The organism is Mesorhizobium sp. P2_C7 (genome assembly GCF_056404515.1).
In genome coordinates, this window is sequence record NZ_JBFUDW010000003.1 from 132,681 (window position 1) to 145,706 (window position 13,026).

At 59.7% G+C, this 13,026-nt stretch carries 16 protein-coding genes, 1 tRNA gene and 1 pseudogene; 3 read left to right on the forward strand and 15 right to left on the reverse strand.

Translation table 11 applies throughout. The annotated features are described in order from the left end of the window. Window positions 1-225: 225 nt before the first annotated feature. The 6 genes from AC1D2G_RS08355 to AC1D2G_RS08380 all read right to left on the reverse strand — a co-directional run bounded on the left by AC1D2G_RS08355 (window position 226) and on the right by AC1D2G_RS08380 (window position 3,194). The gene (locus AC1D2G_RS08355) at window positions 226-459 is read right to left on the reverse strand and encodes a hypothetical protein (RefSeq protein WP_477226857.1); all 234 of its coding nucleotides are present in this window, start codon (window positions 457-459) and stop codon (window positions 226-228) included. 225 nt (window positions 460-684) lie between these two features. Beyond that, window positions 685-1,221 (reverse strand): DnaJ domain-containing protein, encoded by a 537-nt coding sequence (locus tag AC1D2G_RS08360; RefSeq protein WP_477413244.1) that lies wholly within the window; start codon window positions 1,219-1,221, stop codon window positions 685-687. A gap of 803 nt (window positions 1,222-2,024) precedes the next feature. Continuing rightward, a complete protein-coding gene (locus AC1D2G_RS08365; protein ID WP_477413246.1) occupies window positions 2,025-2,372 on the reverse strand; it encodes a hypothetical protein in 348 nt (115 codons plus the stop codon). Between the two features lie 132 nt (window positions 2,373-2,504). After that, a complete protein-coding gene (locus AC1D2G_RS08370) occupies window positions 2,505-2,654 on the reverse strand; it encodes a hypothetical protein (protein ID WP_477396043.1) in 150 nt (49 codons plus the stop codon). An 80-nt stretch (window positions 2,655-2,734) separates the two neighbouring features. Beyond that, a complete protein-coding gene (locus AC1D2G_RS08375; protein WP_477396045.1) occupies window positions 2,735-3,019 on the reverse strand; it encodes a hypothetical protein in 285 nt (94 codons plus the stop codon). A gap of 31 nt (window positions 3,020-3,050) precedes the next feature. Continuing rightward, complete coding sequence (locus AC1D2G_RS08380; protein ID WP_477396047.1) at window positions 3,051-3,194, reverse strand: hypothetical protein; 144 nt, start codon at window positions 3,192-3,194, stop codon at window positions 3,051-3,053. 384 nt (window positions 3,195-3,578) lie between these two features. On the opposite strand from AC1D2G_RS08380, the gene AC1D2G_RS08385 reads away from it, so the two are divergent. Then, window positions 3,579-4,406: a DUF4344 domain-containing metallopeptidase gene (locus AC1D2G_RS08385; RefSeq protein WP_477413248.1), complete on the forward strand. Its 828-nt coding sequence runs from the start codon at window positions 3,579-3,581 to the stop codon at window positions 4,404-4,406. A gap of 210 nt (window positions 4,407-4,616) precedes the next feature. Here AC1D2G_RS08385 and AC1D2G_RS08390 read toward each other — a convergent pair. The 7 genes and pseudogenes from AC1D2G_RS08390 to AC1D2G_RS08420 form a co-directional block, all read right to left on the reverse strand. Further along, window positions 4,617-4,874, reverse strand: a pseudogene (locus tag AC1D2G_RS08390) (CbtA family protein); the annotation flags it as partial. Between the two features lie 174 nt (window positions 4,875-5,048). Beyond that, window positions 5,049-5,423 carry a CHAP domain-containing protein gene (locus AC1D2G_RS08395; protein ID WP_477301739.1) on the reverse strand — a complete coding sequence of 125 codons (375 nt, stop codon included), beginning with the start codon at window positions 5,421-5,423 and terminating at the stop codon, window positions 5,049-5,051. Between the two features lie 1,257 nt (window positions 5,424-6,680). Further along, window positions 6,681-7,727, reverse strand: coding sequence for an HlyD family secretion protein (locus tag AC1D2G_RS08400; RefSeq protein ID WP_477398252.1), 1,047 nt, complete (start codon window positions 7,725-7,727; stop codon window positions 6,681-6,683). A gap of 11 nt (window positions 7,728-7,738) precedes the next feature. After that, window positions 7,739-8,995 carry a glycosyltransferase family 2 protein gene (locus AC1D2G_RS08405; RefSeq protein ID WP_477413250.1) on the reverse strand — a complete coding sequence of 419 codons (1,257 nt, stop codon included), beginning with the start codon at window positions 8,993-8,995 and terminating at the stop codon, window positions 7,739-7,741. A 589-nt stretch (window positions 8,996-9,584) separates the two neighbouring features. Then, window positions 9,585-9,658 (reverse strand) — tRNA-Gln (locus AC1D2G_RS08410). A 97-nt stretch (window positions 9,659-9,755) separates the two neighbouring features. Then, window positions 9,756-10,046 carry a hypothetical protein gene (locus AC1D2G_RS08415; protein WP_457152616.1) on the reverse strand — a complete coding sequence of 97 codons (291 nt, stop codon included), beginning with the start codon at window positions 10,044-10,046 and terminating at the stop codon, window positions 9,756-9,758. Window positions 10,047-10,181: 135 nt separating this feature from the next. Further along, window positions 10,182-10,475, reverse strand: a complete 294-nt coding sequence (locus tag AC1D2G_RS08420; RefSeq protein WP_477226866.1) for a hypothetical protein — start codon at window positions 10,473-10,475, stop codon at window positions 10,182-10,184. 464 nt (window positions 10,476-10,939) lie between these two features. Between AC1D2G_RS08420 and AC1D2G_RS08425 the strand changes: the two genes are divergently transcribed. After that, complete coding sequence (locus tag AC1D2G_RS08425; RefSeq protein ID WP_477226867.1) at window positions 10,940-12,016, forward strand: sensor histidine kinase; 1,077 nt, start codon at window positions 10,940-10,942, stop codon at window positions 12,014-12,016. A gap of 156 nt (window positions 12,017-12,172) precedes the next feature. Continuing rightward, window positions 12,173-12,463, forward strand: a complete 291-nt coding sequence (locus AC1D2G_RS08430; protein WP_477226868.1) for a hypothetical protein — start codon at window positions 12,173-12,175, stop codon at window positions 12,461-12,463. Between the two features lie 21 nt (window positions 12,464-12,484). Here the strand turns inward: AC1D2G_RS08430 and AC1D2G_RS08435 are convergent, their stop codons facing one another. Beyond that, window positions 12,485-12,730 (reverse strand): DUF982 domain-containing protein, encoded by a 246-nt coding sequence (locus AC1D2G_RS08435; protein WP_095091371.1) that lies wholly within the window; start codon window positions 12,728-12,730, stop codon window positions 12,485-12,487. Window positions 12,731-12,743: 13 nt separating this feature from the next. Further along, window positions 12,744-12,980 carry a DUF982 domain-containing protein gene (locus tag AC1D2G_RS08440; RefSeq protein ID WP_095091372.1) on the reverse strand — a complete coding sequence of 79 codons (237 nt, stop codon included), beginning with the start codon at window positions 12,978-12,980 and terminating at the stop codon, window positions 12,744-12,746. Window positions 12,981-13,026 lie beyond the last annotated feature (46 nt).

The window sequence follows — 13,026 nt, forward strand, 5'->3', positions numbered from 1 at the left end:
TGGTTTCAGGATGGCTGGAGGTGAAACTTAATGGCGCCTGGGTTCGTATAGACCAGCAGTTGCTCCATTTCTCGTTCTACGCGGAGCAACTGGCTCGCTGGGGAGGGCGTTGGGGCTGCCCCGGCGAGTTGCTTTATCATCGATGATGCAGGTCGCCCGGTTTTGCCTTTGCGGGATTATCTTCAGGGTGGCCAAGCGGCCACGCGCTTCCGGCACCGCCTCTTTTCATTTCGTCTCGCGTGGCACGAGATAGCTGGTCACGGTGCCTTGCCCAATTCCTCGCTTGACCACGACCGTCGTATATTGCGCCGGTAGCGATGCGGTGACGTTGGGGTCGATCGACTTGCACCTTCCGACGATTTCGCCGTTGGGAGAGCTTGCCAGCCTCCGCGCCAGCGAAGCCCGGCACTGGTCAAGCGATGTGTACATCGTCGACGCCGTATCGATGGGTTTGCACACGGAAGCTTCTCCCCCGGGCTGCACGAAAGCAAAAGCATCACTGCCGCGGTTGCCGAATCCATTCCCTGAGCTCCCATATTGGATGAGCTTCAACGCGGAAGTGCGAGCTTGGTTTCGCGGTCGCTAAAAAACCGATTTGCGTTGCCTACCCGGGCGAGCGGAGAAGTGCCAGGGATGCGCGAGGCACTTCGGCGGCGTGGAACTACAGCACGGCGAGCTGCCGCTTCAGCTTGTATGATCCAGCAGTCTGGTAGAGGGATCACGACGGTGTTCGGTATGGGTGCGATCGATGCCTTCCACGGTGATCGCGAACGTCCCGTTCTCTATCCTTCCTATCCAGCCTTTGGCTTTTAGATACCAAAGATGAAACTCCAGATGTTCACGCGGGCAGTCGGCCAGGCGTTCGAGTTCTGTATCGCCAATGCCGGGATTGTTGACGTCTTGTCGGCGCTTGACATAGAGCAACGAGAGCACTTTGGCCTGAATGACGGCATCCCGTTCTATGCCTTTGGTGTTGCTGGCTTCCTCGCTCAAGCCGCGGCGAATGTTCAAATGCTCTTTATACTCGATGTCGTACTGCGCGCGCTTGACCGGATCTTTGAGCGTATTGTGGGCATCTATGATTTCACTAAAGCGGGATTCGTCCCCGGTATCCCGGTTGTCGGGATGGTAGCGCATGGCAAAATAACGAAATATCCGTTCTATCGTTTCCGAGTTGGCGTTCGGACTGATTTCCAAAAGTTCATAGTAATCAACGAACAAATCGGTGCTCCCACGACATCGTTGTCAGGCAATGCATTGGTCTTAATAAGACAAAGGGCCTGGCCGCGAAAGAGTTGCGATCACAGGCCCTTGTCGTCGGGTTCATTTCGAAGAGTGCGCCTGTTACCGCACTGTCGCAAGCTGGACCATGGTCCGTGGACCTGAGATGGTAAATGCAGCGTCAAAATGCCTGACATAACCAGTCAGCGGCGGCGCGAGCCTTGTTTAGATGCCGCGATCGCCAGCCAAAGCGCGTCGCATTTGAACGTATTCAGGCGACGCGTTTTGGGTCTTTGTGTTGTGCATTTCGTTTATCCCAAAACCGGGCCACTTTTGGGCACATGCACTAACCGCGCGGTCTAGCCTTCGGCCCTGGCCTGCTTTCCGACGGGTTTGCGGTCAATCTGGCGGATCGCCTGTCTCTCAGCCACAAGGTTGTCTTTTTTCTTGCCAGCAGCTCATCGCGATCGCCTTCCGCGCCATGCTTCGCGGCAATCGCATAGTCGGCCCTGTTCGTTCGATAATCGTCCTTTTGCACAGACATTGCTTCCTCCCGTGCAGCGGGCGTTTTTCCCCTTGGCCCGCGCAGGACTAGCTAAATGCCGGTGCACCGCGCGAGTCTACAAATTGGGGATTGTATTAAAATGATACAGGCCGCCGTCGCGCCTGCCTCTTGTTGTTTTTGATGGCGTCTGCCTGGCTCGGTGCCTCCTTGGAGCCTGCAAGATGGCGCCTGCAAGATGGAGCCTGCAAGGAAACCTGGACGCGAGCCAGCCCGACAAATCCAGCCCGCCGTGAACGGCTCAGTCCACGATGATTTGTCCCTCGACATCGTCGTCGATGCTCATCCCACTCATGCGGCGATGCCAAAAGAGGCACTTGGCTGAATGATGGACAAATGTTGCGTGGTCGTCCCGCGTCGCGTACTCAATCGTTGCGACACGGGCGGCGAAATCTTCTTCGGCATGCAGGAGCCGATAGCCGTCGTATAGGCGAACAGACCTGACTGTGCTGACGGCCGAAGCGGTCCTGAGTGCCGACATCATCCTGACGGCCGAATCGCACGCCGGTATCATGCCCCAGCGCTCGCCATCGGCGTGTGCAGACAGAGCCGCCGTTACCAATAGTGCTGCCAGGCAAACGCGCTTCATCGCCTCGCCTTTCGCCAGCCCACTGCCAGCGCTTCATGCCGTCAATTCGTGAGGTGCTTTCGCCAACGGTCAGCCTGATTGGCGCCGGATAATGGTGGACCTTGCCCAAGTTCCCTTGAGAGCTTGCGATTTTTACGCGGTCTGAATCTGTTCGGAAGGCGTCCCGCCTGACATTGCAATCAACCGTGCACCGGCAAAGGCGGCCAGAATTGTGAACACCGCAGTGATGTTTAGGAACGCAAGAACGATCCCGCTCTGGTCATAGCAACTGGCGAATTCCATGACATTTCACCCCTTGAAACCACCCTACATGATGACTCCAGTTCAGGCGAAATACAAGCTACCGCTAATGGAGGAGTGTCTCAGTCTGAAATAACCGGAATGATCAGCACGCCGAGGACTTCGATGAGGGGGATTACCACGTAGATAGCAACGAAGCCGGCAATCCACATCCCGATCTTGACCAGCCAGGACGAATGAAGGGTCGCCTTCCAAGCGAAAAATGCGCTCGCGACGCCCAAACCAAATGCGACAATGCCAATGACCGGCGACCGCGTCATTGGCAGCATTAGATCACCAAAAAGTAGAAAGATCGCGCTAATGAAGATTAGCTGGGCCGCGAGCCCAAATAGAAACGCGCGTTTCACGCGGCCCTCCCGGTGCTATCTTTTATCGGCATCAGGCGACGGCTTTCGTTTGTGAGGGCCGCAGCCCCAGCTTCGGCGCAACTGCATTCATCTTCTCGCAAATATCGTCCATTGACCAGAGCGTAGCGGAAACGCCAGCGGCCATTGCTGGCATCATCTTCAGCGTCTTGTGCATTTCCTTCGCCCGGCGTAGGCGAGCGGACAGAGGGCACGCGCTGGTAGGGGCCCTGGTCACCTGGTCCGAGGCTCGACTGGTTCGGTCGCGTCCTGCATGATTTCCCCCGAAGGCCGCCGCTGACGCCAGCAAGCTGACATTCGAGAATAAATCTCTGCCCATTCGGCCGCTCTTAACAGTGACCTACTTTCCCTCGTCCAGGATCAGCGCGATGATTAGCGCGTCATCTGATCAGTAACAGATTGTGCGTGGGTGTGAGAAAACGACAGCATTTGTCGGCCGCGACTGCATCAGGCAGGCACGGCAGAGGTTGTCCAGACACAAGGGCAGGGCTGCCACTGCGCAGACGTCAGACAATGCCGCGATGGCATAGAGGAGAACGTGATGAGAGTGATCTTGCTGTTGCTTATCACCTGGGCGGTAGTCGCGCCGGACACCTTGACGACAGCACTTGCCGCTCAAGCCAACCGGGTGACCGTGAGCTATGTGCTTCCCAAGAATTCAGCGCATCAGCCGATCTACGAACAACTGAAGGAAGTCAGGTTTCTGGAGAGGTTGCAGCAATTTCTCAGTCCGTTCCGACTGCCGCGCCCTTTGCTGGTAAAGGTGGAGGGATGCGACGGTGACGCCAATGCCTGGTATGAAGACAACGTGATAACGATTTGCTACGAGTACATTGAGCAACTCCGGAAAACCATGCCCGCAAACACCACGTTGGCCGGCGTCACGCCGGACGACGCCGTCACGGGTCCCTTGTTGGATACCTGTTTCCATGAATTTGGCCACGCCCTATTCGAGATGCTGCGGGTGCCGGTGTTTGGACGCGAGGAAGACGCCGCTGATCAGGTGTCTGCCTACATCACGCTGGAACTCCATAAGGACGAGGCACGCAGGATCGTCGGGGGCACCGCCTACGCGTATAAGACCGAGGCGGAGGCCGCGACAGCTCCACCTCAAATGACGAAATTTGCGGACGTACATGGCACGCCAGCGCAACGCTTCTACAACGAGTTGTGCTTAGCCTATGGTGCCGACAAGGAGCAGTTCGGCTACATCGTCGATAAGGGATACTTGCCGAAGGAACGAGCCGAGGATTGCGCAGACGAATACCAACAGGTCAGTTATGCGTACAAGAAGCTGATCGAGCCGCATGTCGACCGTCATCGTGCTAAAAAGGTGTTCGACAAGGGTTGGCTACGGCCGAGTGGATAGTGGCGGTGTCGTGCCGGCCGTGCGGCCCGAACTCCTCATAGCTAAGCCGGCCGCGCACGATTCGAAGATCCGTGTGCCCCGACTTGCCGGTTGCGAATCGCCAAACTCGCTATGCGCCTCGGCGGTTGCGATAGGCAAAAGCCAGGGCTAAACGGCCAAAAAGAAAATGGCCGCCAGGGCACGAAACCTTGGCGGCCACCGCATGGGATTTCAAGCGCGCGCGAGGCGGGCTTGGCTGGCGGCCGCGAGTTTCCGCTCAGCCACGACGCCGAACAAGAGCCCGATCACCGTCCACAGGATGAGCTGGATCCCCATCGACGCGACGCGGAACTGCCACAACAGCACGGCCGAGAACTTCTCCGGCACCTCGTTGATGTCGGGCAGCGCCACCTTGACCAGCGCAAACACGATCAGGAAAGCGATACCGGCTATGATCGAGGCGTTCCACGCTCCGAGCTGCTTCCATAGGCGCCAGGCCGCGCGGAGTGCTTTGGCGGTCTAGGCAGCGGCATTTCTCATTGGCGTTTCAGCCATGTGGATTTCGGACATCCTGTTCGAGATGATCGTCCGGAAGTTCAGGCCCGCGGCTGAAGACTGAGGCCTCTCATTCGCGGCACTTCAAACCACGCCATCGGCGTGCTCTCAGGGGTGACGGTAGATTTTATATTTAGGCTTTATTTGGCGATAAGCCCGATTTGGGTAAAGGCTTTCATTTTGTATGAAATCGGAAACCCATATTCTACCGTCATAGATAGCCATGTGTCCGGAAAGATGCCCATCTATTCCCTGTATAACTACAACGTCTCCAGCAATTGGCATGGTTGTATTTGTCTCAACAAATCCAGCGTTTGTTAGATTCCGTCCGTAATCTTTCGCGTCACCAGTTGGAACCAACGTTATGCCGCCGCTTTCAATTGCCTCCCTTACAGATCTTGCACAATGACCTTTGCCATGACTTCCGCCAGCACCAGCATGTCCTCGCGCAAAGGAAATAGCCCTATTTTTATCCCAAGGCATAATAATGCTCCCGGCGTGAGCGGCATGAGCCTAGGGCAATTTACCCCAATACCGGCCCCTTGAAAATCGGACACCGCGCAGGGCGGCGGCCTTCGCTTATCGCCGCCGCGCTGAGCGTCATCCCTCGTTTGCTGAGCGTCATCCCTCGTTTGTAGTTCGCAACCAACCCCACCGCCGCTCGTTGATCCGATGCTGGTTGATCCCAGCACTCCATAAGACCCTGGCCCGCTGCCTCGTGGTGGCGGGCTTTTTTGTGCGCGAGGCTGGAACCCGTTGCAGAAAGTGGAAGTTCTGATTCTGCTCGGCAGTCACTCCCCGAGCAGCCACACAAGCTCCCGCCATCGTTATCCGGTGGCGGGCCTTTTCCGCTAGCGGTGCGTCGCTCGCCGACACTCTGGCCGCTCGCGAAACGATGTACGTCAATTGCGGTCACCCGATGTGCTGCAAGTCGACAAAGCTCGATATCCAGTTGCTGATCGACAGGCTCGGGCCTGATCATGGGTCAATGCATTGGGATCTGGTCGGGCGCTTTGGCTGCTCGGATTGCAAGGCAGAGGGTCGCGGCCGCAGCCCGGTGTTCTTCACGTGCATTCGCGACTACGCCGGCCAGCAGCAGGCACGGAACCGCGACTGGAAACCGACTTTCGAGAGCAGCTAGGATCATCTCTGATGGAAGTTGGCCGACGCCTATTGGGCGGGGGGCTTTGGGGTAACAGGCGCCGGCCAGAGACGGGCTCGAAAGTCCGCCCCGCCTTCAGGTAGGGTAAGACGGTCCGTTCTCGCATGGTGTGACCGCGTAGGTTAGGGCCTTGCCGTCAACCGAGGACCACCAACAGGTCGATCACAATGGCTTTCACAACAGGACCGATGATCCACCGCTATCGCGTCAGCCTGGGCTTCCCCAGTCCCCCGATGTTCGGCGAGGGTATGCCTATGCGGATGCGATACTTAAGGCTCTTGCAGATTCGGAGGGGCCTCATGCGTCACAGCGGAGCCTTGCCCGCCGAAGACACGACCATCTCTTTGTGGCACCGGCTGCATAGCGCGCTTGTTCCGACAATCTCGCAGGCATAATCGCCCGATAGGATGAGGCGTCGGCATTTTGGGCAGCCGTAGCCACCGGCTGATGGCACAAAATCGTATTCCGGGCCAACATACGCGCACATCATATGATGGAACACCGGGAACAGCTTGAGGGCGCCGCCACAAGCGGGGCACTGCGACTGGTCAGCTTCAATTTGCATCAGGTGTTGCCGTTCAGTCGAGTCGCAGCAGCTGGATCAACCACTTAGCGATTCGGGCGGTGAAGTGGGTGTAATACATGTGAACGTAAACCGTTGAGCTGAGCGGCGGCGGGGTCACGCCGTTGTTGAAGCGGACTCGCGCAATCTGGGTAGCCTGTCGGTCGCCGCCGAACTGCGGCTGCCGGCCAGCGTAAATATCCGAGACCGGCAGAATGTCGATTATCGTCCCAGGAATTCGACGGTTGCCGAACAACACCTGGACCTGATCGTCTATCGTGGGATTGGCCAGACGCTCGTTGGGAACGTACCAGTCGACGAAGATGTCCGTCGGATCGAGGATCTCGGCGATCGGCGCGCCCGCCACCAGGGACTGGCCGGCATACGCGACATTGGTTGATACCACCCCCGCAACCGGCGCCAGGACTTCGCCGCCTGCGAAACTGCCCTCGATGGCATCCATGTGACCGCGAATCTTCTGATTGAATTTGTCTAGGTCGGTAAGCTGAACAGTGGCCTCGGCGATTTCCGCTTCTTGCGAAACCACGGTCCTGAGGGCCTGCGCTCGCTCGCGGTACATGTCGACGCGATAACTGAGGCTGGCGGACGACATCTCCTCGATGTGTGCGATGGTTTCCTCGGTGAGTCGTAGATAGGAGCGCGAGGACGCCAGCGATTCCTGTGCCACCCGGAGTTTGACCCGTAGCTCGGCCCGGCGAACCGCGATGTCCGCCAGAGCGTTCATGTAGGTTGCGATGACGCTGTCGACCTGTGGCGAGTTGACCGTACCTATCACTTGACCGGCCTTGACCGTAGCGCCGGGCACCACGTTCATGGTCTTGATCTGTACGATATGGGGCAGCGAGACCACATAGCGGGGAGCTGTTACGGTGCCGGGGCCGCTCAGCAACACTAAGGGCGCGCCGAAATAGATGACGAAGAACGCAAGGACGCCAAATACGGTAGCGCCATATGCGAACCGCACAAGGCGCCCGGCCGCGCGCCGGCGGCTCTCGATTGGGTCAGGCACATTGGGATCGAGGCGGTTGACCGTTATGTTCATGACACCCTCCTTCAAACGGGGCCTCCGAACAGCGCACGACGGACGCGCGGTGGAACAAAGTCGTCATGCCGCGATGTGGCAAAGATGATCTCCGACGAGTAGGAGAAGAAGCGGGCGCATTTCAGGTAGACACCTTGGTAGAATGGAAAGATCAGCGCCAAGCCCAACCCAAAAAAACTGGCCGATCGGTTAAACATGACCAAGGCGAGCGCCATGTTGAAAAATGATAACCAGAGCAGCAGGACATAGATTGCGACGAGGAACGTAAACGCTTGGCTGCCGAACAGCAGCACCACATAGGCCAGATAGAACGGAAGGCTCAGGGTCGGGACGAGGTCGAATATGATGAAGTCCAGCCGTTGCAACGAGTCCCTCAGGCGCTCGCGGCCTTGGAACAAGCCTAGCTCGCCATACATCATCAGACGGACACGCAGCGCATCACGATCCCATCGGGCGTGTTGGCGCAACAGGCTGACGCCACTGACCGGACCGAGCGTTCCGGCCCAGGCGTTGGGGACGAAGCGAACCACATAACCCAGTCGTCGCAGCCGCAGCGTGAACTCCAGATCCTCACCAGGTCCGACGTCGAGCCCGCCCTGCCGCAGGAATACCTCGCGCCGATAGGTCGAGCAGGCGCCCGAAAGGCACGCGATGGCGCCGACGATGTCGAGCACGGACCGCCCAGCGCTAATCGACATCAGGTACTCGATGCTTTGAAGGCCGGTCCAAAGCGATTCGCTCTCGTTGACAATCCCAATGTTGCAGCTCGCGCCACCCACCCGCGGATCGCTGAACACCGAGGCGAGCCGCTCGACCGCGGTGGATTCGAATATCGTGTCCGCATCAACGGTCATGAGTAGGTCGGCGCTTGCGAACCTGGCCGCGGCGTTGATTGCCGCGCTTCGTCCGCAGCGAGTACCATGGCAAATCACCATGTCGACAAGGCCGAGAGCGCGCGCCTGCTCCGCGGTCGCGCGCGTATCGTCTGTCGAACCGTCGTCGACGATGATGATTTGGACCGGCCGTTGGGTCTGGCGATGCAACGAGGCGATTGTCGGATGCAGTCCAGCCCCGCCGTTGAACGTCGGCACTATCACGCTCACCGAAGGATGGTCGGAACGCACTGGGCCGTACTGCGACTTCCGCCATGTTCCGAACAGAACCAATGACACCAGCGACAAGGTGTAGCGCGGTATGTCGAAGATCAACGCCGAAAAGGCAAGCAAGAACAGATTGGTTTCGGACAGCGTTTGCACCATCGCGAGCATGCTGGCCATCTCCCGAAATGTAACTTGGTAGCTAAGCACGAAAGCGCTGAAACCACGACTATCGGCGCTTAGATTCATCGGGCTTGCTTAATGGACCACGAAGCGCACCCTTCCAGTCGCCGGCTGCTGCCGGGCTACATTGTCGGCGTTGCCCTTGCTGGCTGGAGGCGCTGGCGCTTACGCACGTGGTGGCCGCAAGGACGCGCCACGTCAGCGTTTAGCGCAAAACGAGAGGAACCGATCCGAAGACCGTCGTTTGCGTAACATTCAGAAAATGGATTCTGCGGTTGCTTTTCGGGTCTCTTATCGGGACCGCAGATTGCGGATTGACCTCAAGTTATTGAAAGTCTGGTACGCCCAACGGGAATCGAACCCCTGTTACCGCCGTGAAAGGGCAGCCCGTCCACGCACCAAGGAGCGACTGGTGGATAGGGCCTAATCCAGATGCCAGACCAAGCAGAAGATGCTCCTACCCCAGGAAGGGATGAATCCGCTGTTGGCCGAACTTACTCAGCCCATCAAGGCCGCCAAGGCCGGACTACCGAAAGCTCGCGAAAAGGTGACGCAAAACGACGTCCCAACTCAATCTTGGTTCCCGCTCATGGGCTCGAACCACGATTCACGCCTTCAAAGGGCGCTGTCCTACCATTAGACGAAGCGGGAAAATGCAACCTGCGCCGACACCCCTAGCCGGTTCGCGCGCCGGGATCAACGCGATCCTCTTGTGATCGGCCACTGGCGGTCGGCAAAGCCGTCGCCGTCACGGGAGACGGCCAACCGGCTCGGCGCACCTGTGGACCGGGCAGCGACCGTCACGGGTCGGGACATAGGCCGACGTCGGAGCGTCGGGCCAGTCGCATTCGTTGCCGAACTGCCTGACATAGCGGTCATAGGTGTTGGGGCCGGTGGTCAGCACCACGGCGCGGCGGCTCTGGATCAGTTGTTGGAGCTGTTGGCAGCTCATTGTGCGGGTGTCGGGCCGGGCCTCGGTGAGACCGGTCGCGGCAAGCAGCATCGCTACAGTCGTCAGGGCAGTTCGATGGATGGGCATGGTGGTTACCTCAGCGGTTCACGTACCAAGCAAACGTGTCACGCAAAACTCGCATCCCGCCAGCGGTTCCGCAACAGCGCGATCCTATTTTAATCGAGTAACTGGCGATCGGCAATTGGCGGCAAGCCGTCGCCGTCAATCTGGGAGATCGCCGATCGCCTGGTCGCAGCGGTAGACCGGGCAGCTGCCGTCACGGGTCGGGACATAGGCCGACGTCGGCACCTCCGGCCAGTCGCATTCGATGCCGAATTGCCTGACATAGCGGTCATAGGTGTTGGGGCCGGTGGTCAGCACCACGGCGCGGCGGCTCTGGATCAGCTGCTGAAGCTCCTGGCAGCCCATCGTGCGGGTGTCGGGCCGGGCCTCGGCGAGGCTGGTTGCGGCAAGCAGCATGGCCGCTGTCGTCAAAGCAATTCGGCGGATGAGCATGGCGTACCTCAGCGTTTCACGTACCAAGCAAACGTGTCACCCGAAACTCGCATCCCTTCCAGCGGTTCCGCAACAGCCAGTTGGCCGTTTTTTGCGGCGCAACCAAATGCCGCGTCGCGCATTGCTGGGGATGGACGGCAGGAAACCCTACGAGACCCCGCAATGGCCACCTGGAGACGAGGATCGCGAAGCCATGTGTTGTTCCTTCTGCGGCGGCCGCGACCACCGCTACGAGGATTGTCCGCAACGGTATCCCGACGCCGATCCTCCGCTTGACGCCCCGGACGACGTCGCCCCCGAACCGAACTGATTGCGAAGCTTTTGGTCCGCGCCCTTCGGTGGCTGTCGCCGCCGGCCAATGAATGTCGCCCGTCGATTGCAACCAAACGCGCCACCATGCATTGCTGGGCATGGGGTGGAACGTTGTCACGCCGTGAGAGCGACGTGACGGGGGAAGGTGGGCAATGACAGATTTGGCAAGCATCGATGGTCCGCTCGACCCTCCCGCCGACGCACGGCTGGCGGCTATCGTCGATTCATCGTTCGACGCCATCATCAGCAAGGATTTGAACAGCATCATCACCAGCTGGAACGGGGCGGCGCAGCGCATGTTCGGTTACACCGCCGAGGAGGCTGTCGGCAAATCGGTGCTGATGCTCATTCCCGATCACCTCAGGGATGAAGAGGTCGATATCATCAGCCGGGTTCGCAATGGTCAACTCGTCGCCAGCTACGAGACGATCCGGCGACGCAAGGATGGCGGGTTCATTGCCGTATCGCTGACCGTCTCGCCGATCAGAAACGCAACGGGCGAGATCGTCGGCGCCTCGAAGATCGCCCGCGACATCACCGCGACCAAGGAGAGCGAGCGCCGGATCAGGCTGTTGTTGCGGGAGGTGAACCATCGCGTCAAGAACCAGTTCGCGGTGATCCTCTCGATGGTCAGGGAGACAAGCAAGCGCTCGACCGATCCGCGCGAATTCGAAGAGCTCATCCGCTCCCGCATCATGGCGCTATCGCGGTCGCACGACCTGCTGGTCAACTCGGAATGGGCGGGTGCCAGCCTCTTCGACCTCATCCAAGAGCAGCTCAAGCCGTTCGGCCACGAGGCACAGGTATCGCTGTCGGGACCGCTGCTGACCTTGCAGCCGAACGCCGTGCAAAATCTCGGCATGGCATTTCACGAGCTTGGCACCAACTCTTCCAAATATGGCGCGCTGGCGGTCGATGCCGGGAGGCTCGAGATCACCTGGCAGATCGCCGCCGGTGCTTCGGGCAAGCGGGAAATCCATCTCGTCTGGGACGAAACGATGCCGGTGCCTGAAGGCGACCGGCCAGGGGGACGGCAAGACGAAGCCACGCGCAAGGGCTTTGGCACGGTCGTCCTGCAGCGGGTCGCGCCGCAATCGCTGAACGGCTCGGCGGTCCTGGAGCGCAACCCGGGTCGTGTCAGCTGGTCGCTGACGGCGCCGGTGGAATCGATCGTCGTTCCGCAGCTCGGCGCCGAAATGGCTGCCGCGGAGTCGTCTTTCGACCTGTGAGGGTCCGGCCCGGTCGGTTCACCTAACCTTTGGGGCGCTGCATCGGCTTGAACTCAACCCGGCTTCGCCGACGGCCAACCTTTTCCATCGACAGGCGTTGTCCCCGTGAAGGGAAGGGTCGCCGCGAGCGGCCGTGACGGGAACAAGGAGGCCGAGATGAGAATCCTCGCCATCGTGCCATTCACCCTGCTGGCGCTGTCGGCAGCGGCGCAAACGGGCCAGCAGCAGGACCCTGGGTCGCAGACCGACAAATGCCGGGTCCAGACCGAACAAGGCGCAAAACAGCAGCCTGGCAGCGACAATCTGACGGACACGCTCAATGACTGCGGCGGGGTGCTGAAACCGCCGGCCACCGGCGATCAGGGGATGGCCACGCCGGCCCCCGATGAAGGCAAGACACCGGTCATCAAGCCGGGCGAAGTGCCGGCCCAGCCGCCGGCACAGTAGGAGGCACGGCAGCCGAAAGGATTAGCGAACCAGCACGCCGGCCTGGTTGCACAGGGCAACGAAAGCTTCCTGCGCCTGGGCGGCACCCGCCTTGTTTTCCAGCGCCGCTTCGACCTGCTCGCGCGCGGCCTGATAGAACGGGCCGCGCTCGGCCTGCGGCCAGTCGATCAGGATTTCGCTGGCATCCTTCAGCGTGGTGATGTCGCGGATCGTGTCCGAGCCATGCGGCCTGATCCGCATCGGTGTCGACAGCATCGGCTCGGCCATTCCTGTTTTCCCGCTAATGGAGGAGTTTTGCTTCGCGCGCGGCGTCGACCATTGCCCGCATCGCCTTTTCCGGCGGCGTCCAGCCATCCAGTGCATCGCGGCAGCTGCGCAATGCCGCCCGGTAGCGCCGGCCCTGGCCCGCCGGCCAGTCGCCGAGGCATTCGAGGCTTTCCCAGGCACTGCGCACCACGCGCTCGCGCCCGGGGCTAAATTTCAGTCTGATCGGATGGGGAAACATCTTGTCGTTCAACGGTCGTCTCCTTGACTGGTGCATGCCGTCCGAAAGTGCGCGGAGG

Excerpts from the sequence above, each read along its gene's own strand:
- AC1D2G_RS08365 (WP_477413246.1), bottom strand. The coding sequence starts at position 2,372 with ATGAAGCGCGTTTGCCTGGCAGCACTATTGGTAACGGCGGCTCTGTCT.
- AC1D2G_RS08370 (WP_477396043.1), bottom strand. The coding sequence starts at position 2,654 with ATGGAATTCGCCAGTTGCTATGACCAGAGCGGGATCGTTCTTGCGTTC.
- AC1D2G_RS08380 (WP_477396047.1), bottom strand. The coding sequence starts at position 3,194 with ATGCACAAGACGCTGAAGATGATGCCAGCAATGGCCGCTGGCGTTTCC.
- AC1D2G_RS08385 (WP_477413248.1), top strand. The coding sequence starts at position 3,579 with ATGAGAGTGATCTTGCTGTTGCTTATCACCTGGGCGGTAGTCGCGCCG.
- AC1D2G_RS08395 (WP_477301739.1), bottom strand. The coding sequence starts at position 5,423 with ATGCCTTGGGATAAAAATAGGGCTATTTCCTTTGCGCGAGGACATGCT.
- AC1D2G_RS08400 (WP_477398252.1), bottom strand. The coding sequence starts at position 7,727 with ATGAACATAACGGTCAACCGCCTCGATCCCAATGTGCCTGACCCAATC.
- AC1D2G_RS08405 (WP_477413250.1), bottom strand. The coding sequence starts at position 8,995 with ATGCTCGCGATGGTGCAAACGCTGTCCGAAACCAATCTGTTCTTGCTT.
- AC1D2G_RS08415 (WP_457152616.1), bottom strand. The coding sequence starts at position 10,046 with ATGCCCATCCATCGAACTGCCCTGACGACTGTAGCGATGCTGCTTGCC.
- AC1D2G_RS08420 (WP_477226866.1), bottom strand. The coding sequence starts at position 10,475 with ATGCTCATCCGCCGAATTGCTTTGACGACAGCGGCCATGCTGCTTGCC.
- AC1D2G_RS08425 (WP_477226867.1), top strand. The coding sequence starts at position 10,940 with ATGACAGATTTGGCAAGCATCGATGGTCCGCTCGACCCTCCCGCCGAC.
- AC1D2G_RS08430 (WP_477226868.1), top strand. The coding sequence starts at position 12,173 with ATGAGAATCCTCGCCATCGTGCCATTCACCCTGCTGGCGCTGTCGGCA.
- AC1D2G_RS08435 (WP_095091371.1), bottom strand. The coding sequence starts at position 12,730 with ATGGCCGAGCCGATGCTGTCGACACCGATGCGGATCAGGCCGCATGGC.